This is a genomic window from Shewanella sp. BC20 (assembly GCF_003129585.1).
Classification (GTDB): Bacteria; Pseudomonadota; Gammaproteobacteria; order Enterobacterales; family Shewanellaceae; genus Shewanella; species Shewanella seohaensis.
Genome location: NZ_NHRI01000016.1, coordinates 21,437 through 48,424, shown reverse-complemented (window position 1 = coordinate 48,424; position 26,988 = coordinate 21,437). Strand labels below are relative to the sequence as shown.

Annotated in this window: 25 protein-coding genes; 17 read left to right on the top strand and 8 right to left on the bottom strand. The window is 48.1% G+C overall.

What is annotated here, in order from left to right; all coding sequences use genetic code 11:
- Nucleotides 1-12 precede the first annotated feature (12 nt).
- From nrdR to CBX96_RS16060, 8 genes are all read left to right on the top strand, one after another.
- Nucleotides 13-462: a transcriptional regulator NrdR gene (gene nrdR, locus CBX96_RS16095; protein WP_011073317.1), complete on the top strand. Its 450-nt coding sequence runs from the start codon at nucleotides 13-15 to the stop codon at nucleotides 460-462.
- A gap of 87 nt (nucleotides 463-549) precedes the next feature.
- Complete coding sequence (gene ribD / locus CBX96_RS16090; protein ID WP_109287364.1) at nucleotides 550-1,695, top strand: bifunctional diaminohydroxyphosphoribosylaminopyrimidine deaminase/5-amino-6-(5-phosphoribosylamino)uracil reductase RibD; 1,146 nt, start codon at nucleotides 550-552, stop codon at nucleotides 1,693-1,695.
- A gap of 7 nt (nucleotides 1,696-1,702) precedes the next feature.
- The gene (locus CBX96_RS16085) at nucleotides 1,703-2,359 is read left to right on the top strand and encodes a riboflavin synthase (protein ID WP_011621887.1); all 657 of its coding nucleotides are present in this window, start codon (nucleotides 1,703-1,705) and stop codon (nucleotides 2,357-2,359) included.
- Nucleotides 2,360-2,426: 67 nt separating this feature from the next.
- Nucleotides 2,427-3,530, top strand: a complete 1,104-nt coding sequence (gene ribBA / locus CBX96_RS16080; protein ID WP_011621888.1) for a bifunctional 3,4-dihydroxy-2-butanone-4-phosphate synthase/GTP cyclohydrolase II — start codon at nucleotides 2,427-2,429, stop codon at nucleotides 3,528-3,530.
- A 139-nt stretch (nucleotides 3,531-3,669) separates the two neighbouring features.
- Nucleotides 3,670-4,146, top strand: coding sequence for a 6,7-dimethyl-8-ribityllumazine synthase (gene ribE, locus CBX96_RS16075; RefSeq protein WP_011073313.1), 477 nt, complete (start codon nucleotides 3,670-3,672; stop codon nucleotides 4,144-4,146).
- Between the two features lie 14 nt (nucleotides 4,147-4,160).
- The gene (nusB, locus tag CBX96_RS16070; RefSeq protein ID WP_011621889.1) at nucleotides 4,161-4,565 is read left to right on the top strand and encodes a transcription antitermination factor NusB; all 405 of its coding nucleotides are present in this window, start codon (nucleotides 4,161-4,163) and stop codon (nucleotides 4,563-4,565) included.
- A 78-nt stretch (nucleotides 4,566-4,643) separates the two neighbouring features.
- Nucleotides 4,644-5,600 (top strand): thiamine-phosphate kinase, encoded by a 957-nt coding sequence (thiL, locus tag CBX96_RS16065; protein WP_109287363.1) that lies wholly within the window; start codon nucleotides 4,644-4,646, stop codon nucleotides 5,598-5,600.
- Nucleotides 5,600-6,094 carry a phosphatidylglycerophosphatase A gene (locus CBX96_RS16060; protein ID WP_109287362.1) on the top strand — a complete coding sequence of 165 codons (495 nt, stop codon included), beginning with the start codon at nucleotides 5,600-5,602 and terminating at the stop codon, nucleotides 6,092-6,094. Before thiL ends, CBX96_RS16060 begins: the two co-directional genes overlap by 1 nt.
- 83 nt (nucleotides 6,095-6,177) lie before the next feature.
- Here the strand turns inward: CBX96_RS16060 and CBX96_RS16055 are convergent, their stop codons facing one another.
- The 3 genes from CBX96_RS16055 to CBX96_RS16045 all read right to left on the bottom strand — a co-directional run bounded on the left by CBX96_RS16055 (nucleotide 6,178) and on the right by CBX96_RS16045 (nucleotide 10,249).
- Nucleotides 6,178-7,053, bottom strand: a complete 876-nt coding sequence (locus CBX96_RS16055) for a universal stress protein (protein WP_109287361.1) — start codon at nucleotides 7,051-7,053, stop codon at nucleotides 6,178-6,180.
- A gap of 445 nt (nucleotides 7,054-7,498) precedes the next feature.
- Complete coding sequence (gene recN / locus CBX96_RS16050; RefSeq protein ID WP_109287360.1) at nucleotides 7,499-9,157, bottom strand: DNA repair protein RecN; 1,659 nt, start codon at nucleotides 9,155-9,157, stop codon at nucleotides 7,499-7,501.
- Between the two features lie 129 nt (nucleotides 9,158-9,286).
- Nucleotides 9,287-10,249, bottom strand: a complete 963-nt coding sequence (locus CBX96_RS16045) for an AEC family transporter (RefSeq protein ID WP_109287359.1) — start codon at nucleotides 10,247-10,249, stop codon at nucleotides 9,287-9,289.
- Between the two features lie 233 nt (nucleotides 10,250-10,482).
- Here CBX96_RS16045 and lldR point away from each other — a divergent pair, with 233 nt between their 5' ends.
- Nucleotides 10,483-11,382 carry a LysR family transcriptional regulator LldR gene (gene lldR / locus CBX96_RS16040; protein WP_086903143.1) on the top strand — a complete coding sequence of 300 codons (900 nt, stop codon included), beginning with the start codon at nucleotides 10,483-10,485 and terminating at the stop codon, nucleotides 11,380-11,382.
- A 5-nt stretch (nucleotides 11,383-11,387) separates the two neighbouring features.
- On the opposite strand, the gene CBX96_RS16035 is transcribed toward lldR, so the two are convergent.
- The 3 genes from CBX96_RS16035 to barA form a co-directional block, all read right to left on the bottom strand.
- Complete coding sequence (locus CBX96_RS16035) at nucleotides 11,388-11,621, bottom strand: DUF3319 domain-containing protein (RefSeq protein WP_011625558.1); 234 nt, start codon at nucleotides 11,619-11,621, stop codon at nucleotides 11,388-11,390.
- Nucleotides 11,622-11,719: 98 nt separating this feature from the next.
- Nucleotides 11,720-12,319: a YjaG family protein gene (locus CBX96_RS16030; protein WP_011625559.1), complete on the bottom strand. Its 600-nt coding sequence runs from the start codon at nucleotides 12,317-12,319 to the stop codon at nucleotides 11,720-11,722.
- On the bottom strand, nucleotides 12,294-15,101 hold the full coding sequence (barA, locus tag CBX96_RS16025; RefSeq protein ID WP_109287358.1) for a two-component sensor histidine kinase BarA: 2,808 nt from the start codon (nucleotides 15,099-15,101) through the stop codon (nucleotides 12,294-12,296). The genes CBX96_RS16030 and barA overlap by 26 nt, the downstream gene beginning before the upstream one ends.
- A gap of 101 nt (nucleotides 15,102-15,202) precedes the next feature.
- On the opposite strand from barA, the gene rlmD reads away from it, so the two are divergent.
- Entirely contained in the window at nucleotides 15,203-16,552 is a 1,350-nt protein-coding gene (gene rlmD / locus CBX96_RS16020; RefSeq protein ID WP_109287402.1) for a 23S rRNA (uracil(1939)-C(5))-methyltransferase RlmD, read from the top strand.
- A 189-nt stretch (nucleotides 16,553-16,741) separates the two neighbouring features.
- A complete protein-coding gene (gene relA / locus CBX96_RS16015) occupies nucleotides 16,742-18,949 on the top strand; it encodes a GTP diphosphokinase (RefSeq protein ID WP_011621900.1) in 2,208 nt (735 codons plus the stop codon).
- 130 nt (nucleotides 18,950-19,079) lie between these two features.
- Here the strand turns inward: relA and CBX96_RS16010 are convergent, their stop codons facing one another.
- Nucleotides 19,080-20,021, bottom strand: coding sequence for a leucine-rich repeat domain-containing protein (locus CBX96_RS16010; RefSeq protein ID WP_109287357.1), 942 nt, complete (start codon nucleotides 20,019-20,021; stop codon nucleotides 19,080-19,082).
- A 64-nt stretch (nucleotides 20,022-20,085) separates the two neighbouring features.
- Entirely contained in the window at nucleotides 20,086-20,709 is a 624-nt protein-coding gene (locus CBX96_RS16005) for a suppressor of fused domain protein (protein ID WP_109287356.1), read from the bottom strand.
- A gap of 379 nt (nucleotides 20,710-21,088) precedes the next feature.
- Here CBX96_RS16005 and mazG point away from each other — a divergent pair, with 379 nt between their 5' ends.
- The 6 genes from mazG (at nucleotide 21,089) to ispF (ending at nucleotide 26,984) form a co-directional block, all read left to right on the top strand.
- Nucleotides 21,089-22,027, top strand: coding sequence for a nucleoside triphosphate pyrophosphohydrolase (mazG, locus tag CBX96_RS16000; protein ID WP_109287355.1), 939 nt, complete (start codon nucleotides 21,089-21,091; stop codon nucleotides 22,025-22,027).
- A 116-nt stretch (nucleotides 22,028-22,143) separates the two neighbouring features.
- Nucleotides 22,144-23,784 (top strand): CTP synthase, encoded by a 1,641-nt coding sequence (locus tag CBX96_RS15995; RefSeq protein WP_023267550.1) that lies wholly within the window; start codon nucleotides 22,144-22,146, stop codon nucleotides 23,782-23,784.
- 213 nt (nucleotides 23,785-23,997) lie between these two features.
- Nucleotides 23,998-25,293, top strand: coding sequence for a phosphopyruvate hydratase (gene eno / locus CBX96_RS15990; RefSeq protein ID WP_011621904.1), 1,296 nt, complete (start codon nucleotides 23,998-24,000; stop codon nucleotides 25,291-25,293).
- A 100-nt stretch (nucleotides 25,294-25,393) separates the two neighbouring features.
- Nucleotides 25,394-25,693, top strand: coding sequence for a cell division protein FtsB (gene ftsB / locus CBX96_RS15985; protein ID WP_011625569.1), 300 nt, complete (start codon nucleotides 25,394-25,396; stop codon nucleotides 25,691-25,693).
- A gap of 10 nt (nucleotides 25,694-25,703) precedes the next feature.
- Nucleotides 25,704-26,453, top strand: a complete 750-nt coding sequence (gene ispD / locus CBX96_RS15980; protein ID WP_109287354.1) for a 2-C-methyl-D-erythritol 4-phosphate cytidylyltransferase — start codon at nucleotides 25,704-25,706, stop codon at nucleotides 26,451-26,453.
- A 51-nt stretch (nucleotides 26,454-26,504) separates the two neighbouring features.
- Nucleotides 26,505-26,984, top strand: a complete 480-nt coding sequence (ispF, locus tag CBX96_RS15975) for a 2-C-methyl-D-erythritol 2,4-cyclodiphosphate synthase (RefSeq protein ID WP_086903150.1) — start codon at nucleotides 26,505-26,507, stop codon at nucleotides 26,982-26,984.
- Nucleotides 26,985-26,988: the final 4 nt, after the last annotated feature.

Sequence of the window (26,988 nt, the reverse complement as noted above, 5' to 3'; positions counted from 1 at the left end):
GCAGGAGGCTCAATGCATTGTCCATTTTGCAGCGCGACAGATACTAAAGTGATCGATTCCCGATTAGTGGCGGAAGGCCATCAAGTGCGTCGTCGCCGAGAATGCACCGAATGCCACGAAAGATTTACTACCTTCGAAGGGGCTGAATTAGTCATGCCACGGGTGATTAAACGCGATGGCACGCGCCAACCCTTCGATGAAGAAAAGCTGCAAGCTGGTATGTTACGCGCGGTCGAAAAGCGCCCCGTGTCTATGGATGAAATCGAGCAGGCCTTAAGTAAAATCAAGTCAACGCTGCGGGCTACTGGCGAGCGTGAAGTGCCATCCGAGATGATAGGTAACTTGATGATGGAACAGTTAATGAGCCTAGATAAGGTTGCCTATATTCGTTTTGCCTCGGTTTATCGTGCCTTTGAAGACGTCTCCGAATTTGGTGAGGCGATTGCGAAACTGCAAAAGTAATGTGGGTTATCTTAAGTTAGTGCTTAGGTTAGCGCCTCGTTATGCGCCGCATTCGGGCACGCTTCCTCAAGATTTCATAGGGTTTATATGAATTGGTCAGAACTCGATAACCAGATGATGAGCCGAGCCATACAACTGGCTCGTAAAGGATTTTATACCACTCGCCCCAATCCTAGTGTGGGCTGCGTTATCGTAAAAGATAATCAGATTGTCGGTGAAGGTTACCATCAAAAAGCTGGCGAGCCCCACGCCGAGGTGCATGCACTGCGGATGGCTGGCGAGCTTGCCCACGGCGCGACCGCCTATGTCACCTTAGAACCTTGTAGCCATTATGGCCGCACACCGCCGTGCGCCTTGGCGCTGATCAATATTGGTGTAAAACGAGTCGTGGTGGCGGTTGAAGATCCCAATCCGCAGGTCGGTGGCCGCGGTATTCAAATGCTGCGCGATGCGGGCATTGAAGTGGATGTTGGCTTGCACCGCGACGAAGCTTACGCTTTAAATCTTGGTTTTATGAAGCGCATGGAGTCGGGTCTACCTTGGGTGACGGTAAAGCTTGCCGCGAGCCTCGATGGTAAAACCGCCTTATCAAACGGGGTATCTAAATGGATCACAGGCCCCGAAGCTCGCCGCGATGTGCAGCGTTTACGTTTACGCGCCTGCGCGCTAGTGACAGGGATTGAAACCGTACTAGCCGATGACCCTTCGCTCAATGTGCGTTACTCAGAGCTTGGCAGTCTTAGCTCACAATTGAGTGAAGCGCAGATTTTACAGCCGCTGCGGGTGATTTTAGACAGTCGCTGCCGGATGCCGATTACGGCAGCCTTGCTTGCGATTGAATCGCCGATGTTATTAGTCTCAACTGAGCCTTACTCGCCAGCCTTTGTGGCGCAGTTGCCTGCCCATGTGACTTGTCTTCAATTACCGGCGATTGATGGTCGAATCTCGCTGCCCGCACTCTTAAGCTATTTAGGCAAAAACTGTAATCAGGTGCTTATCGAAGCGGGCGCGACCTTAGCTGGCGCCTTTATCGGTGCGGGATTAGCCGATGAGTTAGTGCTGTATCAAGCGATGAAAATCCTTGGCGCACAAGGGCGTAATCTACTCGAATTACCCGATTATCAAATGATGGCCGATATTCCGACCCTCAAACTGGTCGATGAGCGTAAAGTGGGCGCGGATACGCGTTTCACCTTGAGGCTCACGTCCAATCCATCTTTAGCGAATAAGTGAGTTAACCATGTTTACTGGGATTATTGAGGCCGTTGGCACGCTGCGAAAGCTTGAACGTAAAGGCGATGATATTCGTTTGACGGTCGCCAGTGGCAAACTTGATTTAAGCGATGTGCGTTTAGGCGACAGTATCGCCACCAATGGGGTGTGTTTGACTGTGGTTCAGCAATTAGCCGATGGCTATGTGGCGGATGTGTCGGCTGAAACTGTCAGTCTCACAGGCTTTGCTAACTATAAAGTCGGCACTAAGGTTAATCTTGAAAAAGCCGTCACCCCGACAACTCGCCTCGGCGGGCATATGGTCAGCGGCCATGTGGATGGCATTGCCACCGTAGAGCAGCGTCTTGCTCGCGGTCAAGCAATCGAATTTTGGTTAGCGGCGCCTGCGGAGCTGGCTCGCTATATTGCCCATAAAGGTTCTATCACCATCGATGGCGTGAGCCTGACGGTAAACGAAGTCGATGGACACCGTTTCCGATTAACCATAGTGCCCCATACTGCGGGTGAAACCACCTTGGTGGATTTGAAAGCCGGCGATAAGGTGAATATTGAAGTGGATTTAATCGCCCGCTATTTAGAGCGTTTAATGCGCTTTGATACTAAAGAAACCCAAGGCGGTGGGGTGACCATGGAAATGTTAGCCCGTGCTGGCTTTGTGCGTTAGGGCACTGGCACTTAGCTCACTTAGGTATAGAATTTCATAACAACAGTAAAATCATAAAGGTCCTACAATGGCGCTGCACAGTATAGAAGAGATCATCGAGGATATTCGTCAAGGCAAAATGGTTATTTTGATGGATGACGAAGACAGAGAAAACGAAGGCGATCTGATTATGGCGGCCGAGCTGGTCACGCCTGAAGCGATTAACTTTATGGCGAAATACGGTCGTGGACTCATCTGCCAAACGATGACTAAAGCACGTTGCCAGCAGTTAAATCTGCCCTTGATGGTGACTAATAACAATGCGCAGTTCTCGACTAACTTTACAGTATCGATTGAAGCGGCAGAAGGCGTAACCACTGGGATTTCGGCCCACGATCGCGCTGTAACGGTAAAAGCAGCCGTGGCTAAAGATGCCAAAGCATCGGATTTAGTGCAGCCTGGCCATATCTTCCCATTAATGGCGCAGGACGGCGGCGTGTTAACCCGCGCAGGTCACACGGAAGCGGGTTGTGATTTAGCCCGTTTAGCAGGGCTTGAGCCATCGGGCGTGATAGTTGAGATCCTCAATGAAGACGGCACTATGGCCCGTCGCCCTGATTTAGAGATTTTCTCTGAATTACATGGGATTAAAATCGGCACTATTGCGGCGCTTATCGAATACCGCAATACCAAAGAAACCACTGTCGTGCGCGAAGCCAAATGTAAACTGCCGACCCGCTTTGGCGAGTTCGACATGGTGACCTTTAGGGACACTATCGACAATCAACTGCACTTTGCCTTAGTGAAGGGCGAGGTGAAGCCAGATTGTTTAGTACGCGTACACTTACAAAATACCTTCAACGATTTACTCCACTCAGAGCGCGATCAGCAGCGTAGCTGGCCGCTTGAAAAAGCCATGGAGCGTATTTCTGCCGAAGGTGGTGTGTTGGTGTTGCTGGGCAATCAAGAGCATCCCTGTGAAATCCTTTCTAAAGTCAAAGCCTTTGAGGCAGAAGATCAAGGTCAAGCACCAGCCTCTGCAAAATGGCAAGGTACTTCACGCCGCGTGGGTGTGGGCTCGCAAATCCTTGCCAGCCTTGGGGTGACCAAAATGCGCCTCTTGAGCTCGCCTAAGCGTTATCACTCGCTCTCGGGCTTTGGTCTTGAAGTGACTGAATACGTGGCGGAGTAACAGGCTGAGCTTGTTAGATGTTGCACTAAGGTAAAATTAATCATTTGTATAATTTGCATAGGGCTGTGGGCGATTGACTGTGGTATCATGTCGCCACTTTTCGCCCAAGCCGGGTGCTTTAGCTAAATTAGGTAAGAAAATGAACGTAGTTCAAGGTAATATCGAAGCGAAGAATGCCAAAGTTGCGATTGTAATTTCGCGTTTTAACAGCTTTTTAGTTGAGAGCCTGCTTGAAGGTGCACTTGACACGCTGAAACGTTTTGGCCAAGTCAGTGATGAAAACATCACTGTCGTCCGTGTACCTGGTGCGGTTGAGTTACCGCTGGCTGCACGTCGTGTTGCCGCAAGTGGTAAGTTTGACGGTATCATCGCACTTGGTGCTGTGATCCGTGGTGGTACCCCTCATTTTGATTTTGTTGCAGGTGAATGTAACAAAGGTCTAGCTCAAATCGCATTAGAGTTCGATCTGCCCGTTGCCTTCGGTGTATTGACGACAGATACCATTGAACAAGCCATTGAGCGTTCAGGTACTAAAGCAGGTAACAAGGGCGGCGAAGCTGCACTAAGCTTGCTTGAAATGGTCAATGTTCTGCAACAGCTAGAACAACAGTTGTAATAGTAGGAAAAATAATGAAGCCTTCTGAGCGCCGCAAGGCCCGCCGTTTAGCCGTACAAGCCATTTATTCATGGCAACTAAGCGGGAATAATATTGCCGATGTCGAGCACGAGTTTTTAACTGAACAGAGCCTCGACGGTGTTGATGTAGCTTATTTTCGTGAGCTATTTGCAGGCGTAGCAACTAAGAAAACCCAACTGGATGAGTTGTTCATTCCACACTTAGACCGCCCCATTGATGAGGTGTCGCCAGTGGAGAAAGCCATAGTTCGCTTAGCGGCCTATGAGCTGACTTTCCGTAAAGATGTGCCGTTCAAAGTCGCGATTAACGAGGCGATTGAACTGGCTAAAGCTTTCGGTGCGGATGAAAGCCATAAGTTTGTTAATGGATTACTCGACAAACTGGTTGCACGTAAGTAATAAGGACAAACGGTATCTTAGGATACCGTTTTTCATTGCTAACAAAGGTGGCCGATGTGAGTCGCGCCAAACTGTACAGTGAAAGAATTCCAACTTATTGAATGTTATTTCAATCACCGCGGCCCCACGCGCCGTGATGTAAAACTGAGTATTGGCGACGATTGCGCCTTAGTGCAGCCCGCCGAAAACAAGTCGATCGCCATCTCCTGCGATACCTTAGTCGAAAACGTTCACTTCTTCCCCGATATTCCCACTCAAGCCTTAGGTTACAAAGCCTTAGCCGTGAATCTGTCGGATTTAGCCGCTATGGGGGCAGAGCCTGCGTGGATGACGCTTGCGCTTACCTTACCAGAGGTTAACGAAGCCTGGCTGAGTGGGTTTAGTGAGGGACTCTTCGAAGCGGCTGAATACTATGGTATTGCCCTCATTGGCGGCGATACTACCCGTGGCCCTAGAGCCATTAACATTACCGTGCATGGACAAGTGCCGCAGGGTAAGGCATTGACGCGTCACGGTGCAAAAGCAGGTGACTGGATTTATGTGACCGGTACGCTAGGCGATTCAGCATTAGGGCTGGATTTGATCCGTGGCGTGCAGCATGCGCGTGCGGAGCATAAAGAGTTCTTAATCAATCGCCATTATCGTCCAACACCTCGAGTGTTAGCGGGTCAGTCGTTACGGTCTTTAGCATCCAGCGCTATCGACTTATCTGACGGTTTTATCTCGGACATTGGCCATATCCTCAAAGCATCGCAGGTAGGTGCGGTTGTGGATGTGGGGTCGATTCCGTTGTCCCGTGCCATGCAGGATACCGTGAGCGAAGAGCATGCCTTAGGTTATGCGCTAACGGGGGGCGAGGATTATGAGCTGCTCTTTACCGTGCCTGAGGCGCAAAAAGGTGCGTTAGAAACAGCACTGAGCCACGCGGGGACTAAGTTTGTGCGGGTTGGACAAATCTGTGCGGGCAGTAAACTTAAGTTGCAACTCAATGGTGAGCCGTTTACGCCGCCATATCATGGTTTTGAGCACTTTTAATGAAGTTGTTATCCCAAGATCAGGCGCTGTCGCGCCTGTCTCTTAAAAATCCAGTCCATTTTTTAGCATTAGGCTTTGGCAGTGGTTTAGCGGCTAAGGCGCCCGGTACCTTTGGCACCTTGGCGGCCGTGCCGCTCTATTTGTTATTGGCGCAATTGCCCTTGAGTTGGTACTTAGCTGTGACCTTAGTATGCGTACTCGCAGGGATTTATATCTGCGATAAAGCTGCTAAGGATATGGGCGTACATGATCATGGTGCAATCGTTTGGGATGAAGTCGCTGGCCTATTAATCACTATGATTGCCGCGCCTGCTGGAGTGCTCTGGTTAGTCGTTGGTTTTGTGCTATTTCGTCTCTTTGACATCATCAAACCTTGGCCAATCCGTTGGCTCGATGCCAAGGTCGAAGGTGGCTTTGGGATTATGATCGACGATGTATTAGCGGGCATTTTCGCGCTTATTGGTGTGCAGGCCATCGCGGCTTTTATCCATTAACGAAACCGATTTGTGATAATCAAGCAGCCTTTAGTGAATTCTAAAGGCTGTTTTTATTTGCGAGATTGTTGAGAGCTGAGTGATTAGTGCTGATGCCGCGGTTTGACAATAAAGAGATCGGTTTGCAGCTTGTTGATGATATTTCGCGCCGCATTACCTTTGAATGCGCTCAACACGCCTTTGCGTTCGGCACTGCCCATCACCAGCATATTGACGTTGAGCCTACGGGCCTCATTGGAAATCGTATCTTCGGGCAAGCCTTCTTCTACGTGTAGGTTGCGGGTATTGAGATTGTGCTGCCGTGCCACTGTGGTGAGCTTCGCTTTATATTTTTCCCGCTCTGAAACGGGTTCTTGTGGCTGATGATTAAAGCTCATGTAAAAGGGATCGGGTAAGTAGCTATTAATTAAATGCAAATCGTTTGAGAGCAAGCTCGCTATCCGCTTACTTTCTTCTATTAGGGTTTCATTAAACTCGAGGTGAGTCATATTTTCATTGTCGAGTTCCAATGCGGTGAGAACATGGCCGTTCTCATGCCAATCCTCAAGATCCACAAACATCACTGGAATATGGGGTAATCGTAGCAATTGCCATTCATCTGCAATTAAAAATTCATTGAAGAAAGGTGGATAGAATTTGTGACTGACTATGATGAGATCATAGTCAAACTGATTACATTCGTTGACGATAGCATTGTGTATTGAGTGGGATAGGCATTCTTTTATGTGGATTGGATATTGTTTATCTGGATAAGCCAAGATGGGCTTTCGTCTTTCATCTGGCATCTGCTTAGATTTATCTCTATGAAATAAAAGGTTGAGATTAAAATTGTGGGTACGTTTTACCTTGAGAACGGTTAAGGACGCATGGCATTTTCTAGCCAAGACAACGGACTTTTTGAGTACGGCATTGGGCGGAACTGAATCATCTACTGCTGCGAGAATGTGCTGGAAAGGCATGATCAACTCCTATTGACCAGAGAGGTAATTAAGTCTAGGAGAGCTGCCGTTATTCGATAATATTAAATATCACTATCAAATTTGCAATCTAGCCAATAATAATCTAACTGAAATTAATATTTAAACTTCATTAGGTTATTGAAAATGATGAAAGGGCTATTGATTATTTTTATAAATATGGTGATTAATATAAAAAATTATTCATTCATCCTTCACGGAGGGCGATTGTTACAGTTATCGGTTATTTTGCATTCCGATAGTCAGTATCTGGGGATATCAATATTCTAACGTCTTAAAATATCTAATATTGTGAATGCCTCTGCTTAGGTTTATCCCTTGCAAATAAGATTAAAGGCTCCCTTGGAGCCTTTAATCTGTGTACGCCTTTATTTACAGCGGGGTAGCGTGAGTGGCTACTGTAATAATTACCCAGTGCAATAGCTCTCTACTGCAATAACTCCCGCGCATTGGCTAAGGTGTTGGTAGTAATCGTATCGCCGCCGAGTAATCTGGCGAGCTCTTGGATACGTTGCTCCCTATCTAAAGGCATCATAGTGGTTTCAGTGCTTCCAGCCTTGTTGAATTTATTCACAAACATATGTTGATGGCCATTACCGGCAACTTGCGGCAAGTGGGTCACACACAGTACTTGGGTTGATTCGCCAAGGCTACGTAGCATACGTCCAACCACGGCAGCGGTGGGGCCTGAGATCCCAACATCCACCTCGTCGAAAATGAGTGTAGGTGTGGCAACCTTTTTTGCGGTGATGACTTGGATACCTAAGCCAATACGTGACAATTCGCCGCCTGAGGCAACCCTTGATATAGGTTGTAATGGCTGGCCTGGGTTGGTGGTAACCATAAACTCTATATTATCGCTGCCGTTCATCGACATGATTTCTGGATTGAAATTCACTTCAATGGTGAACTTACCCTTGGGCATGTTGAGCTCATGGATGGATTGAGTCACCAACTTGTCCAGCTCTTTCGCATAACGGGCGCGGCTTTGACTTAGCTTTTGCGCGTTAGCGAGGTAGGCCACTTTACTGGCTTCCACCTGGCGTTGGATATCTTCTAGCTTATTTTCATCATCATCGAGGGTTGTGAGTTCGGCCCTGAGGGCGAGATGATGCTCGGCTAATTTGTCAGGGCTAACATGGTGCTTACGGGCCAATTGCATGGCTTTAGAGAGCCTTTCCTCTAAATAGGCAAAATGCGCGGGATCGAGCTCAAGTTTACTCAGGTAGTGCTGCAATTCGCCGGCGCTCTCTTGCACTTGAATAAGCGCTTCGTTCAGCATAGTGCTGACATTGGTTAATGCGGGGTCATAACTTTGCAGATTTTCGGCAAGGCCGACGGCTTTATTCAGCAGCGATTCGATATTGCTCTCTTCACCATCCGTGAGTAAAAACAGGCTGGCTTGGCAGCTATCGACTAATTCGGTGCCATTTGCCAGGCGTTTGTGTTCCTGTTCAATCTCTTCAAATTCACCGACCTTGAGATCAAACTCATCTAACTCTTCAACTTGATATTGCACCAGCTGTTTACGGGCGATACGTTCCTGCTGGGAGGCTTCTAATTGTTTGAGTTCGGCTTCAATTTGTTTACAGCGCTGATAGCTTGCCGCGACTGTGTCTATTAGTAGTCTGTGATTGGCGTAGCTATCGAGTAAGGTGAGCTGATGTTCACTCTTTAACATTGCGTGGTGGGCGTGCTGGCCATGGATCCCCACAAGCAATTGCCCCAGTAATTTTAACTGAGTCAAAGGGACGGGATTGCCATTGATATAGGCGCGTGAGCGGCCGTCACTGCCAATGGTTCGACGCAGAATACACTCATCATCGAGTTCGAGATCGTTATCTTCAAGCCAGCGTTTTGCCAGAGGTACATCCTCGAGCGAAAATCGGGCACTGACTTCGGTTTTGCTCGCGCCAGGGCGAACACTGCTGGCATCGGCACGGTTTCCTAAGCATAATCCTAGCGCGTCAATAGCGATGGATTTTCCCGCGCCAGTCTCACCAGTAATGCTGGTCATACCGGGGCGAAAGTCCAGTTCAAGGAAACGTACGATAGCGAAATTGTTGATGCTGAGTTGGCAAAGCATAGTGAGTTCCTGTCGAAAAACTTACCAAATCACTGTATTGATAAACAGTATATACTGAATTTATATACAGTAAAGTGGCTTTGGGTGAATATTCGACATATCGCGATAAGCTAAAGCCTAATTATTTGTTTATGAATAGGTTTTAACGAGCTGTTCCAAAATGGGCAAGCTGAAAAAGGTCACTATAGTGCCAAAGAGTATCCCTTGAGCACTGGTGGAGGCCTGAGTGTTATAGCGCTGCGCCAACAGATAGACGCTTGCCGCCGTGGGCAAGGCACTAAGAATGACACCCATAACGAGGTAGTCGCCCGTGACACCCACGCCTTTTAACATGAAGTAAACCAAGGCGGGTTGCAGGATAAGTTTAAACAGGTTGATAAGGCTCAATTCGATAAAGTTTGTCAGGCTAAATACCTTGCTATCTTTTTGATAGCGCATGGCTTTCGCCAGTACCATGCCGACAGCAAAGAGGGCGCATGGGCTGGAGGTATTGCCTATCTGCTGGATCATCATTGCCAAGCCTGCTGGTAAGGTTATCCCTAATGCCGAAATGGCCACGCCAATAAAACAACCTATCACAATCGGGTTTTTCACCACGGCCAGCAGCATGATCACCGCGGCGTGATGTTGCCGCTGTTTATTGGTGGCGAGTTCTAATGAGACCAAGGCCACGGCAAACATGAGTACGGACAATAAACTGGCAATCGCAGCGGCAACTAAGGCGCTTTGTTGCTGGGGGAATAAGATGACAAGGAGTGGAATACCGATAAATGCGGTATTACCGAAAGTGGCATTTAAGGCGCGCACGGCGGCTATCGCAGGCTGTTTAGGATTCACCAGCAGGGAAATGCCGATACAAACGAGGTAAATCACCAACATACCTGCGCTATACCCGGCGATAAATCCCCATTGTAGGATCTCTTCAATGGGTTGCTGCGCCAGTGCTATCAAAAGGATGGCCGGAAACGCAATATAATAAACATATTGATTGAGTACTTGGTCTGTTTCTACTGGAAGAAAGCGCAGCTTTTGCACTAGTGTGCCCAGTAGCATGATCCCGAAGACGGCAAACAGAGGGGTTAAAATGGTCATGTCCCTCACTCATCCTTTTGTGTTGCTTATCCCGTAAACGAGTCTCGGGATATTCTCTCAGCCAATTGACGATAATCGGCGCTAGCGCAGTAAATTTATCGGCAAAATAGCATAGCATTCCCCCTGGAGGCTATTGCGCTATGGTCGTAGAAGTGAATAATTCTACGTTTAAAACACAATGAGTTAGTGCGCGTTATGGATGCAGGCACTCACATAAACGATTGGGATTGAAAATGGCTGATGATATAGGCGGCGAGCTGCAGTTAATTTATCTGTTTGTGCATTTAGTGAATGCGGGGAGTTTTTCCCAAGCGGCTAAAGAGCTCGATATGCCCATCGCCACCGTGAGCCGTAAGCTGGCCAAACTTGAGGAGAAGCTCGATAAGCAATTGTTTATGCGTAGCACCCGTAAGCTGCGGTTAACCGAAGAAGGCCTAGCGTTATTCCAACGTTATCAGAGCGTCATTGCCCAATTTGATGAACTGAGCGGTGTCGGCAGTGATAAGCCCGAAGGGACATTGCGGATTGCGGCGCCGATTTCGATTATTTCTATCATCTTTATCCGCGCATTGAACGAGTTTGGACGTTTATATCCCGATATCCGCTTACATATCTCCCAAAGCAATGAGTTAGTCGATTTAATTGATAAAGGGATCGATGTGGCGATTGTGGGCGGTGCCCAGCCCGACTCCTCTTGGGTGTCGAGCACCTTAGGCGAACTCGATTACCGCCTGTTTGCTACGCCGGAATATTTAGCCTCGGCGCCAAAGTTAACCCATCCCGATGATCTTGAAGCCCACCAGTTAATTAAAGTATGGCCACTGTTTAATTGGCACTTAAAGCACCCTAATGGCGAGTCATTTTATTTTAATGGCCCTACAAAGCTTACGCTCACGGATCTACATGGGGCGATTCAGGCGACACTCGACCACGGCGGCATACTCTATGGCCCAGAATTATTTGTAAAACAGCAAATTAAAGAGGGGCAGTTAAAAGTACTCTTGCCAGAATGGATTGGTGAGCAGCGCAGAATATCGATTCTGTATCACCAGCGGAGTCAGCAGCCGCAGAAGGTGAGGGTGTTTATCGAGTTTATGCAGTCTAAGGCGCCCGAACTGTTTTCGATGGCGTAAGCCTGTTAGCGTTTGCGTGGCTTTAGCGGATTTTTACTCATGGAGTTTTGGGTTTGCTTCGCCTCTTGTAGGCTGGCGCGGGTGGCGGGCACGATACCCAGTTCAAGGTAGTAATTGACTAAACGGCGCAGTTCAAACAAGGAACCAATACGGCTTTGCTGACCGATGGTGAGTTTCCAGGTATCGGTGCGGCCTTCGCTATTGGTTAAGATAAATCCTTGATAAACGAGTTTTTTCATACTGAATGGATGCCTAGCTAAGTCCTATCCCCTCGTGCAGTATTCCCCAGTATAAGGTGCTACCTAAAAGCCAAATCTCTTAGGTAGCCTGTTCCTATTTAGGCCACGCTGATGCCGATATTCGATACACCCGCTTCGATAATCTCTTTGCGTAACCCTTTCACTAACTCGGCGGTGATCTTAGGATTTTCTTCGATGATTTCCAGCAGCGTATTTTGCAGCGCGCGCTCTTCTTCCATCACTTCATGGGCGAAGACGTAGTCATCTAAGGCATCATCGGTTAAATCCACATCGCTGATGGTTTCAATGTAGTTCGCCACTGTGCTTGAGGATAACTTGCTGATATTGGTGATATCTTCCTCAAGGTTGGTTTGAATCGCCCCGAGTAATGTCGAGAGGGCCACCACGGCATCCATCGCCGGGTACACACCATAGCTATCAAAGTCGGCAGGTTCTGGGGTGTTATCTTCTAAACGCTGCAAATGCACATCGATGTTGAATTTCAGCTTGTTGTCGTACTGGGATTGCCAAAGAAGCTCGAGCACAGTGCTTAATACCGCAGGATCGCCAAACTCGCAAACCTCTGAAAACAATTGATAGTTAGGTAACATTCGTTGGCAAAGGGCAATGGCAAAGAGTTTTTTCTGTGGTAGTTCTAGCGCCTTTAAACGCTTAAAGAAGCCCGTTTTTTTGGTCATCTGTTATTTCCGCTGATAGCTGTGATAGCACTTGTTTTGCCGCCGATTCTACCTTAGTTAGCTCATCAAGTAACTCTAGTATTTCCGGTTCGAGATCTTCGACACGGGCATCACGTTTCAATGCCGATTCAATCTCTTGGCATAATCGTTGTGTCGTTGGCACCCCACAATAGCAACTAGCACCATGGAGCTTATGGATTGTGCTGAGCATAGTCGCTTGGTCATCTTGACTCAGCGCCGTCTCGATGGCCGAGACGGTTTGAGGCAGCGAATCCAATAACATGCGCAGCATGTCTAAGGCTAAATCCGACTTATGGTTTGCTTGGGTTAAGCAAAGATCCCAGTTGAGGGTGTGTAAATCGAAGTGGGTGAACTTGGGCCGAGTGATCCAGCGGTTTATCTCCGCTTTGAGGGCGGCTTCATCTATGGGTTTAGGCAAGTAACCATCCATACCGCTGCCTAAAATCAGTTCACGTTCCTCGGCAATCGCATGGGCGGTCACGGCAATAATGGGCGTGTTGCGGTTCATCGATCCTTGGCGGATTTGCTTAGTGGCGCTGATGCCGTCGGTGCCCGGCATCTGAATATCCATAAAGATAAGGTCAAAGGTGCGGCTCTTGGCTTGTTTGACGGCTTCTTCACCGCTGTTAACGGCGATGACGGTCGTCACTAACTCGTTAAGCAGGGTATCAATTAGCTTCAAATTGGCAAAGTTATCGTCCACCGCCAATACAGTCAGTGATTGGCGCGCGGCGGGTACTGTGATGCTGGCAGGCGGTAAAATGTCATATTCCATTGGCGGATAGAGCATATTACGCGCCAGTTGGTGCTCGCTCACCGGCAGTGACAACACCACATCGGCATTGGGGCGAATAAATTGGCTTAGCACTTCCTGCTCTTGGCAATCGAACAGCACTATTAAGCAATCCGTCTTAGTCTTGGCTTGGTTTAAGGTGCTGACTAATTGATTGGGATTGCTAAATCCATGGCAGCTCAATAGCACATAATCGAACTGATGCTCAGTGGTCGAGAGCGTCGTCTGTAAACTCGGAATGTGTTGATGGTGAGTAACTTTGGTATCCCATTGCTTTAATTGACGACTAATCACCGAATGGGTGAGCACTCTGGGCTCATAAAACAGCACGGTTTTATCTTTAAGCTTTTCAAAGGGCAGTGAGTCACCAATTTGGAATTGACCGAGTCCTAATGGCAGAGTGAACCAGAAGTTAGAGCCCTTATCCACCGCCGAGGTAAAGCCAATTTGGCCGCCCATCTGGTTGACGAGACGCTTAGTGATGACCAAACCAAGCCCTGTACCGCCAAAGCGGCGAGAAATCGAGGAGTCCGCTTGACCAAAGGCTTGAAAGAGGAAGTCCTGCTGGCTGTCGTCAATCCCAATCCCGGTATCAATCACATCACAGCGCAGTACCACTTGCTCGTCGGTCTGGTTTTGTAATTCTAATTTGACTAACACGCTGCCTGAATCGGTAAACTTGATGGCATTGCCTACTAAGTTATTGATAATTTGGCAAACGCGCATGGCATCGCCGTTAACGTTGTCGGGGACGTTTGGCGCAATATCGACGACCAATTCCAGCCCTTTCGCCTGCGCGCTGCCCGAGATTAAAGTAATTGTCTCACCTAAGGTTTCCCTTAAGCCGAATGGCATTTTTTCTAACACCATTTTACCGGCTTCGAGTTTCGAGAAGTCGAGAATATCGTTGATAATCGCCAGTAGGTTAGTGGCGCTGCGCTCGATGGTATTAATGTAATCGACTTGGCTCGAGTGCAGCGGGGTTTTAACGAGTTGACGGGCAAACCCGATCACGCCGTTTAAGGGGGTGCGCAGCTCGTGGGACATGTTCGCCAAGAATTCCGACTTAATGCGACTGGCCTCCAGCGCGCGTTTTTTGGCTAAGTCGAGCTCGACGTTTTGGATCTCAATCTGCTCTAAGGTTTCCCGCAGATCCGAGGTTGCCTGATCGATATTTTGCTGCATCTCATCGTGATATTCCGATAGCGAACCCGCCATGGCGTTAATACCGCGTTTCAGCAAATCCAGCTCACCGATAAGATTACCCTCGAGCCTCGCATCGAGTTTACCCTCACGAATTTTGGCCACCACTCGCACCATTTCGGTAATCGGCTGGGTTACGTTTTTCACCAGACGAAAGGTAAACAACAGGTTTAATTGCACCCCAATCAAGACGATAATAAAGGCGGCCACTGCGGCCCTATGTTGTTCGAGCAGCGCACGTTCTTTATTGATAATCACCGAAATATAACCAAGCAATTCGCCATTATCGGTTTGGATATCAAAATTGATGGGCGCGCCCGGCGCCGGAGGGGCGGTGGCAAAAATCGGCGTTCGAAGGATAAGGCTATCGCCCACATGCTCAATTTCGGTTTTGTGCAGATTACTCAGCGCCTCTTTATAGCGCATGATTTCGAAATCTTTGTGATAATGCGATGTGACAAAGAGTTGATTTTGAATATCAAAAATAGCGATGGATTTAACGAGCGTGGATTTATTCAGCTGGGCGGCGGCAAGGAGCCGTTTGGTGGCCTCTCTATCATTGCCTACGAGTCCCACTTCACTGGCAATCGCTAAAGGTTCGATAATATTGCTGCCCTGTTCAATCAGCGTATCTTCGAGTTCATAGAAGCGATTTATGGTAAAGTAGCTGCCCAGCAGAATACCGACTAAGATCGTCGGCGCAAGCGCTAGCACCAGAACCCAGGAACGTAAGCTGTATTTGGTCATGTTGTTGACAGGGTTCATAGCCGCAGCGCAGTTTCCTAAGTTCTAGGGACGATATGATTTTATAAGACTGCCAGAAAATGGACGGTCTTTACCAGTTTTTTATTGATTTAGAGGCCGAAATGGCACAATTTTTTAAAGCAAAACCAAATAGTTCCAAGCAATTGTCCGCGAAGCAGTCCTTCAGCGTGCACCAGCTTGATCATCTAGGGGCAGGTATAGCACAACATCAGGGAAAAGTCGTATTTATCCCCGGCGCCTTGCCCAGCGAAACCGTGCAGGCGCAGCTGACCGAACAAAAGAAAAACTATGCCCGAGCCAAGCTAATTAAAGTCGAGACGCCGAGCGCTGAGCGAGTCACGCCGCTATGCCCACATTACCAAAGCTGTGGCGGCTGCGATTTACAGCATATGTCATTAGCTGGGCAACGCGAGCATAAGTCTGCTGCCTTGGTTGATATTATGGCTAAATTTGCTGGCGCCGAAGGCAACTCAGTGCCCGCCTTGACGGGTGAGGGGTGGCACTATCGTCGCCGTGCCCGCCTTGCGACTCTATTTGATAAAAATACCAAGCAGTTAAGTTTAGGGTTTCGTGCCTCGAGCAGCAACCAAGTCGTGCCTATTGATAGCTGTTTAGTCTTGGCTAAACCCTTATCGGATTTAATTGCCCCGTTTGCTAAGTTGCTTAATCAATTGGCGGCCAAATCGAGTCTTGGGCATTTAGAGTTGATTGACGCCGACAACGGCCATTTTGCGGTAATTCGGATCACTAAATCCTTAAATGATAAGGACATGGCTAAGCTTGCGCAGTTTGCCGAGCAGCATCAAATCCATATTTGTTTACAAGACAACAACGGCGAGTTCCATGGGGTGAATGGCACGCTGTTATTGCCCGTTTACCAGTTGCTCGATGATAAAGCCGATGCAACGCCTGTGAGCCTCACTTTTACACCGGGTAACTTTGTGCAAGTGAATGCGCAAATTAATAAGGCCATGGTGGCGCAGGCGTTAGATTGGTTAGCACCACAGCCGGGTGAGCGTATTCTCGATCTCTTCTGTGGTATGGGTAACTTCAGTTTGCCTTTAGCTAAATTGGGCGCCGAAGTGATTGGGGTTGAAGGGGTGCCAGAAATGGTTAGCCAAGCCCGTGAAAACGCGGCGGCAAATGGCTTAAGTAATTTAACCTTTTACCATGGCGATTTAAGTGCCGATTTATCCTGCGAGCCTTGGATGGGCAAGATTGATAAGTTGCTAATCGATCCTGCGCGCGCGGGTGCGTTCGAGAGTTTGCAATGGCTTAAGAAGATGAAACCTCGCCAAGTGGTGTATGTGTCGTGTAATCCGGCGAGCTTAGCCCGCGACAGTGCGGTGTTGCTTGAACGTGGTTACAAGTTACAAAAGTTAGGCTTAATCGATATGTTCCCGCAGACACATCATATCGAAGCCATGGCGTTGTTTGAGCTTGCAAAATAAGGCTTATCGGTTGGGCAAGGTTTCTTCACTTGCCCACGTTATTCGAGTGTAAAGTAAGCAAAGCGTTTGAATAACGTAAAAAATGTGAAGTTTCGTCTCGTTGGGTTTGACAAGTCCGTGCCAATGCTGAAGATAGGAGTGCCGAGGTGGTGCCACTTTTCTCTGAGCACGAATAAGGAAATAAATTAGATGGTCTCTGTTCGCGAAGCGCACTTTAATGATCCCGATTTTCATCTTGAAGATTGGGTGGCTCGCTATGTCAGTCATGTCGAGGAGGCGCAAACCTTACTCACCTTGATTGCACAGGTCGAAGCCTTACCCGCTAAGAGTCCTGCCGCGAAAAGAGAACTGCTCGAACGTGCCCGCGAGATGATTGAAATCCTCGCGCCATTGAATATGGATATCGAGACGCTGCAAGCGGCTATCCTGTTTGTGGTGTTTGATGCCGGCTTACTAAACGAAGAAGCAATCAAAGAAAAATTTGGCGAGTCCCTCGCGCGGTTAGTCGCCAGCGTTGTCACCATGGATGCCATTGGTGCGTTAAAAATCAATCCCAATAGCCGCTCAACCGAGCCGCAAATTGACAATATCCGCCGCATGTTACTGGCGATGGTCGAAGACGTACGCGCCGTGGTGATTAAACTGGCCGAGCGTGTTTGTTTGCTGCGCGCCGTGAAAAATGCCGACGAAGAAACCCGCGTCTTGCTGGCCCGCGAAATTGCCGATATCTATGCACCGCTCGCTAACCGTTTGGGGATTGGTCAGTTAAAGTGGGAATTAGAAGATATTTCCTTCCGTTATCTGCATCCAGATACTTACAAGGACATTGCGAAACAGCTCGACGGTAAGCGGTTAGACCGCGAAGTCTATATCGAAAAATTTGTCGAGCAGTTGCAGCAGCGCCTCGATGAGGATCATATCCGCGCTAAGGTGTATGGTCGTCCAAAACATATCTACAGCATCTGGCGCAAGATGAAGGGCAAACACCTCAAGTTTGATGAGTTGTTTGACGTGCGCGCCGTGCGGATTGTCACCGAACGTTTGCAGGACTGCTATGGCGCCTTAGGGGTCGTGCACACTCTTTGGCACCATATTCCGCGCGAGTTCGATGACTACGTGGCCAACCCTAAACCTAACGGTTATCAATCGATTCATACCGTAGTGGTGGGGCCTGAAGGTAAAACCGTTGAAATTCAAATTCGTACCCAAGATATGCATGAAGATGCAGAGCTGGGGGTTGCCGCGCACTGGAAATACAAAGAGGGTAATCACTCCGGCAAACAGAGCGGCTACGAAGAAAAAATCAATTGGCTGCGTAAAATTCTGCAATGGCAGGAAGATGTGGTCGAAAGCGGCAACTTGGTTGAAGAAGTCCGCAGCCAAGTGTTTGAAGATAGAGTGTATGTCTTTACCCCAAGCGGTGAAGTCGTTGATTTGCCACTCGGTTCAACCGTGCTCGACTTTGCCTACTATATTCACTCGCAGGTCGGCCATAAGTGTATCGGTGCCAAGGTCGATGGCCGCATTGTGCCGTTTACTTATCAGGTCGAAACGGGCGAGCGTATCGAGATCATCACCTCGAAGCATCCTAATCCTAAGCGCGATTGGCTCAATCCCAACTTAGGCTATATCCGCACATCGCGGGCGCGCTCGAAAATTCAGCATTGGTTTAAGCAGCAGGACCGCGATAAAAACATTATCGCTGGCAAAGAAATGCTCGAAGCCGAGCTGGCGCGAGTCAGCCTTAAAATCAAAGATGCCGCCATCGCCGTTGAGCGTTTTAATATGGCGAGTATGGACGATTTACTTGCGGCCATCGGCGGCGGTGATGTGCGTTTACATCAGGTCGTTAACCATATCCAGAGTAAGTTGCGCCTCGATGAGGCGAGCGAAGAAGATGCGGTTGAAGAACTAGTTAAGAAGAGCCAACCCAAATCAGGCACCAATAGCCGTGGTCAGGTGGAAGTGAATGGCGTGGGTAACTTACTCAGCCATATCGCCCGTTGCTGCCAGCCCGTGCCTGGGGATGAAATTTTAGGTTTTATCACCAAAGGGCGCGGTATTTCGGTACACCGCTCCGACTGTGAACAGGTGAAAGAGTTGATGCGCGTTCACCCAGAACGTGGCGTCGATGTTGTTTGGGGCGAAAATTACTCTGGTGGTTATCGTATGCGCCTGCGCGTATTAGCCCATGATCGCAGCGGCTTATTGCGGGATCTCACCTCAGTACTCGCCGCCGAAAAATCCAATGTGCTTGCCATGAGCTCCTCATCGGATATTAAGAATCAGACGGCAGCCATCGAGCTGGAATTAGAGCTATACAACCTCGATGGCTTATCGCGGGTGTTATCTAAGCTCTCACAAGTCGATAGCGTGATAGAAGCGCGCAGATTGTAATTCTCGACTCCATTGGTTATCAGTTGTAAAAAGCGGTAGGGCATAAAGTGCTACCGCTTTTTTATTCAGGTGAAATCGGTTTGCACAATCGCCAGCAAGTAAGCAATCCCACTTATTGAAGTTTATCCCGCTAACGACAGTACTCTATTCGAGAGCCATTATTATTGGGCGTATAGATTAAGTCGTTAAGCGTCCCACATACTACCTTGCTATCGAAGAAGCTAAGCGCTTCCTTGGTTTTTCCTTTGGAACTCAGACCAAGTAGGAGCCGTTGCAATGATGGTAGGCTATTACTAAGCGGTGAAAATATAAAAGGATCGATCCGTGAATTAATAACGGTTAATTCACGGATTGAGCAGCCTTTTAGGCCTGATAAAGAAGAAAGCCCATTCATGGTATCCATAAACACGCTTTTAAGATGACAAAGATGCGCAATTTCTGGGATGCTGGTGACTTGCTTCAGTGTACTTAAATGTAAATGCTCAAGCGCATCTAGATGCGTCAGCGCGCTGAGATCGTGTAACTTTTTCACCCAAAGTATTTCGAGACTTTTAAGTTTAGACAAGCCCTTTAGTGCATCTAATTCTTCAAAGGTGCCAAAACCTAGATATAGCTCTTCTAACTTATCTAGATTAGCCAACAGTTCAATTTGTGCTTGTTGATAGCCGGTCAGGTAAAGCTCTTTAAGATTAGCTAGGTCGCTGATCGAGTCTATATCTTTGTTATTTCTGTTTAAGTCTAGGTGTTTTAGTTGGTGAAGAGACGATAATGGCTTTAAAGAGACTGATTTTTGATTGAACTCACCCAAGCTTAAAAACTCTAGATTGCTAGCATATTCTGCGATAGCTTCAATGCTTGTTATCGCTGGCAGTTGGATCTCTAAAGCTCTGAGTCCTGAATAGTGTTTCAGGAAATCTAACGAGTAATCTCTATCCGCAGACCAAGTTGGACCGAATGCACCTCCTAAGTAAGATAGAGAAATGCCATCTATTTCGCCTTGGCGTAACGATTCAGCAATTAATGTATGTTCGTCAGTGGTTAGCGTATCGGCAATTTTTTGTAGTTTTATCATCGTCTTTTATCTTGATGGCAGTAAGCTGCGTGAGCGAGGCCGTGTTTAAGGCGAATCTAATGGGTTACACAACACTTTCTCGTTCTTTGCTGGTCACTAGAGTGCCTAACTTGCTGATAAGTTGAGTGCGAATTTCATCCGATGAGGTTTGTTTTGCGACTTGTAATTCAGCAGGCGTGATGCCGACTACTTGCAATAAATCGACGCGGCCCGATTTGATGTTAAAACAGTGAGGAAAGGAAACGGGCTCGGTAAACATCATAGTGCGAATAGCGTCAGATAATGCGAGGGGCACTCTGTCGCCATCACCTAGTAAGGGGAAATCTCCCATCTGTCCAGCTGCGAGTAATAAGTTATAGGCCATAAGCATTTGTAGAACTTCAACTGCCCACGTTTCGTCTTTTTCTGTTTCCATTAGAAATTCGACACCAAGACCTGAGTATTCCTCGGGTTCGTCGGTTTCCCAAGGATTAGACATCCCAGAGGTGATATATGCCCATGTGTTTCTGTTGCTATTAGGGGGAGACTTAAAAACACCATGGGTTAGCCAACGAGGGTCGATATCGCTTGCATTCATGCGCTTAAAGAGAGCATGGGATAGTGGAAAAATCCCCGGTCCAGTGTCACCTAATAGGGCTTTATACGATGTTGTTTCTCTTTCTTCCCAAGATGCTTCAAGAAAGCTCATGTTTATTCCTTTAAACTTCGCTGTATCATCCAAACTGGTTCCATAAGTCGGTATGGGCAGAGGCAATACAGTCGATTAACTCATTAAAATAGCGAAATAAATTACCATTTTCGCTTAGTATTCTACAAAGCTTTTTGTATTGATAACGAGATTTTACCGATAAAGACTGACATCTATGATGAGGGAGATAATAAAAAGTACCTATCGTGGGAGAGCAGATTCAGTTACGTCCATCTCAACCCTAAATAGCACTTTGAGCTTGGCTACTTTATCATTAGCGCTTTATTGCCCTTATTACAGCCTTAGTTGCGACTCAGCTTGAGTGTATTCCTGTTTACGCATCCTGCACCTGTGTCGACTCTCTTGAAAGGATATCAGCATGACTTCCCATACCACGCCTTCTACTATTGAGCTTTCGGCAACAGAGCTATCAACCAAAGCACCCTCTTCAAGAGTGTCATCACCAAACGAGCTTCCCGCAGCAGCACTTTCTTCAACCGATGTCGCGCCGCTACTGAAGATTATGGAGAAGCTGCGCGATCCGCAAACGGGTTGTCCTTGGGATAAGGCGCAGACCTTTCAAACTATAGTGCCTTTTACCCTCGAAGAGGCCTATGAAGTGGCCGACACTATTGAACGGTTAGCCCTAGATGAACTGCCCGATGAACTCGGCGATTTATTATTCCAAGTGGTGTTTTATTGCCAGCTAGGCAAAGAGCAGGGCAGGTTTGATTTCAGCACCGTCGTCAATAAAATCACCGACAAACTCACTCGTCGTCATCCCCACGTGTTTGGCGAAGCCACGTTTGAGGCCGATGCCAGTAGTCAGCAAATGAAAGCCAATTGGGAAGCAATCAAAGCCAGCGAGCGTGAACAAAAGGCATTGGCGGCTGGGGTGACTTCACCAAGCGAGGTTTCTGTGCTTGATGATATTCCGCGTGCACAGCCGGCGTTATCCCGTTCAATCAAAATTCAGCAGCGGGTCGCACGTGTCGGCTTCGATTGGCCTGAGCTCGAGCCCGTTGTCGCAAAAATCCACGAAGAAATTGATGAAGTGCTGGCGGAGGTGAATCAGCCAACACTCGACCAAGCCAAAGTACAGGCCGAAATGGGCGACTTATTATTTGCAGTGGTGAATTTGGCGCGCCATTTAAAGGTGGACCCAGAACAAGCGCTGCGCCAAGCCAATGTTAAATTTGAACGCCGTTTTAAAGGTGTTGAGGCATTTGCAAGACAAAATAATAAAGCATTAGAAGAACATAGCTTAGAAGAGTTAGATGCCTATTGGGATAAGGTTAAACAGGGCGAGCCAAGATAAAGGGCAAATTATCCGGATTGGTGTTTGTCGAATGGCAACACCTTTGGTATACTACTGCCCCGTCCTAGTGCTTTCTTACAAGCACGTATTTTCAAACTCATTTTCTCAGGTTCAGCATGACTACAAGGTATATCTTCGTTACTGGTGGTGTGGTTTCATCACTAGGTAAAGGCATTGCAGCCGCTTCATTAGCCGCAATTTTAGAGGCCCGTGGTCTCAATGTAACCATCATGAAACTGGACCCATACATTAACGTTGATCCAGGTACCATGAGCCCAACGCAACATGGTGAAGTGTTTGTGACTGAGGACGGCGCAGAAACAGACCTTGACCTAGGCCACTATGAGCGTTTCATCCGCACTAAGATGAACCGTCGCAACAACTTCACTACGGGTCGTATTTACGAGGAAGTGCTGCGTAAAGAGCGTCGCGGTGATTACTTAGGTGCGACCATTCAGGTGATCCCACACATCACTAACGCGATCAAAGAAAAAGTGATTGCAGGTGGTGAAGGTCACGATGTGGCTATTGTTGAAATCGGCGGTACTGTTGGTGATATCGAATCACTGCCATTCCTTGAGTCTATCCGCCAATTAGGCGTTGAACTGGGCCGCGATCGTACTCTGTTTATGCATTTAACCTTAGTGCCATTCCTTGGCGCTGCGGGTGAAGTGAAAACCAAACCGACTCAACATTCAGTCAAAGAATTGCGTTCTATCGGTATTGCACCAGATGTGCTGATCTGCCGTGGCGACCGTGCGATTCCTGCCAACGAGCGTGCGAAGATTTCGTTATTCTGTAACGTTGAAGAACGTGCGGTTATTTCATTAAAAGACGTCGACAGTATCTACAAGATCCCAGCGCTGCTGCGCTCACAAGGTCTAGATGACTTAGTGGTTAAGCGTTTTGGTTTAGAATGCCGCGAAGCCGACTTGTCTGAGTGGGAAAACGTCATTTACCAAGAAGCCAATCCAAACGGCGAAGTCGTGATTGGTATGGTAGGTAAATACATCGAACTGCCAGACGCCTATAAGTCAGTCAACGAAGCATTAAAGCATGCGGGTCTGAAGAACCGTGTATCCGTGAGCATCAAGTATATCGACTCACAAACCGTTGAAGCGAAAGGCGATGAAGTTCTGCAAGGTTTAGACGGTATCTTAGTTCCAGGTGGCTTCGGTGAGCGCGGTGTGGAAGGTAAGATTCTGGCGGCTAAATATGCCCGTGAAAACGAGCTGCCGTACTTTGGTATCTGTTTAGGTATGCAAGTGGCGCTGATTGAATTTGCCCGTAACGTTGCTGGCATGGCCGATGCACACTCAACCGAATTCAATAAAGCAACGCCATTCCCAGTGGTTGGTTTAATCACCGAATGGGTTGATGAAGAAGGTAACGTTGAACAACGCCATGAAGCCTCTGATTTAGGTGGCACTATGCGTTTAGGTGCGCAGTTATGTCACCTGCTTGAAGGTTCAAAAGCGGCGCAAGCGTACAAAGGTAACACTTGTGTTGAGCGTCACCGTCACCGTTACGAAGTGAACAACAAGTACAGAGAACGTTTAGAGCAAGCGGGTCTGGTATTTAGTGGTTTATCTTCTGACCGTAAACTGGTTGAGATGATTGAGCTGAAAGATCATCCTTGGTTTGTTGCGGGTCAATTCCACCCAGAATTCACTTCGACCCCACGCGATGGTCATCCATTGTTCGAAGGTTTCGTTGCTGCCGCAAGTGCACATCAAAAACGTGATCTGAAGAAATAAATTTTAAGGCCGGACCCGCGACAGTGGGCCCGGCCTTTTGTTACACTCAGGCCGCGTAATCATGAGTCAAAACTCATACCCATGTGTATAAACGACATGCGTATAGCCGGAAATAGTAAACGGAATTTAAAGATTTTGGTCGTACTCTACATCTGTTAATTCCCATTGGTATTGGTTTTTTCTTTTCTCTTTTAAACTTAAATCGAGGGTAATATGGCTAAGATTATTAACGTGATTGGTCGCGAGATCATGGATTCTCGTGGTAACCCAACAGTTGAAGCCGAAGTGCATTTAGAAGGTGGTTTTATCGGTATGGCGGCTGCGCCATCTGGTGCTTCTACTGGTAGCCGCGAAGCGCTGGAACTGCGTGATGGCGACAAGAGCCGTTACTTAGGTAAAGGTGTATTGACTGCTGTGGCTAACGTAAACGGTCCTATCCGTGCAGCGTTAATTGGTAAAGATGCGACTGCACAAGCTGAACTCGATCAAATCATGATCGACTTAGACGGCACTGAAAACAAAGACAAGTTAGGCGCTAACGCGATTCTGGCTGTGTCTTTAGCGGCGGCTAAAGCGGCTGCTGCATTCAAAGGCATGCCTCTATACGCTCACATCGCTGAATTAAACGGCACACCTGGCCAATACGCTATGCCAGTGCCTATGATGAACATCCTTAACGGTGGTGAGCACGCTGATAACAACGTTGATATCCAAGAGTTCATGGTTCAACCTGTTGGCGCGAAAAACTTCCGCGAAGCTTTACGTATGGGCGCAGAGATTTTCCACACCCTGAAAAAAGTACTGCACGGTAAAGGTTTAAGCACTTCTGTGGGTGACGAAGGTGGTTTCGCTCCTAACCTGTCTTCTAACGCTGATGCATTAGCGGTAATCAAAGAAGCTGTTGAATTAGCAGGTTACAAGCTGGGTACCGACGTGACTCTGGCATTAGACTGTGCGGCTTCTGAGTTCTACAAAGACGGTAAATATGACCTGTCTGGCGAAGGCAAAGTATTCGATTCAAACGGTTTCTCTGACTTCCTGAAGTCACTGACTGAACAATATCCAATCGTCTCTATTGAAGACGGTCTGGACGAGTCAGATTGGGATGGTTGGGCATACCAAACTAAGATCATGGGCGACAAGATCCAATTAGTGGGCGACGATTTATTCGTAACTAACACTAAGATCTTAACCCGTGGTATCGAGAACGGCATCGCTAACTCAATCCTGATCAAGTTCAACCAAATCGGTTCATTAACTGAAACCTTAGCGGCTATCCGTATGGCAAAAGCAGCGGGTTACACTGCGGTGATTTCACACCGTAGCGGTGAAACTGAAGACGCTACTATCGCTGATTTAGCGGTAGGTACTGCGGCTGGCCAAATCAAGACCGGTTCACTGTGCCGTTCTGACCGTGTTGCTAAATACAACCAATTGCTGCGTATCGAAGAGCAATTAGGTGAAAAAGCACCATACCGCGGTTTGAAAGAAATCAAAGGTCAGGCGTAATTTAGTCGTCTGATGTAAAAAGGCCACCACTTGGTGGCCTTTTTTGTTGTACTATCTGCAGTATATTTTTTTAATTCAAGATACTGACGCTAATTCCTCCATGAAATTCTTTGTCATTGCACTCATAGTGCTTCTCGGTTTGCTGCAATATCGGCTGTGGTCGGGCGATAACAGCCTGCCCGAATACTTTGTTCTGCAAAAACAGATCGCGGCTCAGCAAGAAGGTAATGCAAAACTCAATGAGCGTAATCAGGTGCTTAAAGAGGAAATTATCGACCTTAAGAGTGGTACCGAAGCGATTGAAGAGCGGGCGCGTAACGAGCTAGGCATGGTGAAAGAAGGCGAGACCTTCTATCGCGTGGTGGGCGGTGACCGTTCAGTATCGAGTCCCTCGCAGTAACGGAGCGCCTATGGATACCGTATTAGAAGCCGCGCCGCAGGTCGAAACCCAAGTTGCAGTTCAAATTGATCCTTTCTCGCACCATGTGGTCGCGATTGTGCCCGCCGCGGGGATTGGCAGTCGCATGGGCGCGGGCAAACCCAAGCAATATTTAACCTTGCTGGGGCAAAGCATTCTGGCCCATACCTTAGACAAGTTATTGTCCCATCCTCAAATTAACCAAGTGATTGTGGCACTACATCCAGAGGATACCGAGTTTGCTGCGTTACCGCAGGCCAAGCATCCCAAGCTGGTGACAGTCATTGGCGGCTCTGAGCGCGCCGACTCGGTACTCGCGGCACTCGATAAGGCGCCTGATAATGGTTGGGCTTTAGTACACGATGCGGCGAGACCCTGCCTGACGGCGCAAGACATAGATAAATTGCTGGCCTCGCGGGTGCATTTTCCCCAGGGGGCGATTTTGGCCATGCCTGTGCGGGATACCATGAAGCGCGCCAATAGCTTAGGTGAAATTAGCTCGACTGTTTGCCGCGATAACCTCTGGCATGCGTTGACGCCGCAGTTATTTCCAACCACCTTGTTGCGATTGCATTTAAAAGCCGCGCTTGCCGCGGGGGCTGTCGTGACCGATGAGGCCTCGGCGATGGAGTGGGCGGGTATTTCCCCTGGTTTGGTCGCCGGGCGGGCGGATAATATTAAAGTGACCCATCCCGATGATTTGGAGTTGGCAGAGCTCTTTTTACTGCGCGCGAATGCTTGAAGGCAAGTTGAGTGAATTGCGCAATTTATTAAATACGTTAGGAATTAAGTAATGAAAATCCGAATCGGCCATGGTTTTGATGTCCATAAATTTGGTGAAGCGCGCCCGTTAATTTTATGTGGGGTCGAAGTCCCCTACGAAACGGGGCTGGTGGCTCATTCCGATGGCGATGTGGTGCTGCATGCCATCTCCGATGCCATTTTAGGGGCGATGGCCTTGGGGGATATTGGTAAACATTTCCCCGATACCGATGCCGCCTATAAGGGCGCCGATAGTCGCGTCTTGCTGCGCCATTGCTATGCGTTAGCGCGGGCGAAGGGATTTGAGCTGGGTAATCTGGATGTCACTATCATTGCCCAAGCGCCTAAGATGGCGCCGCATATCGAGGATATGCGCCACGTGTTGGCGGCCGATCTTAATGCTGACGTTGCCGATATCAACGTTAAGGCAACCACTACCGAAAAACTCGGGTTTACCGGCCGTAAAGAAGGCATTGCGGTCGAAGCCGTCGTATTACTCAGTCGCCAATAGCCTG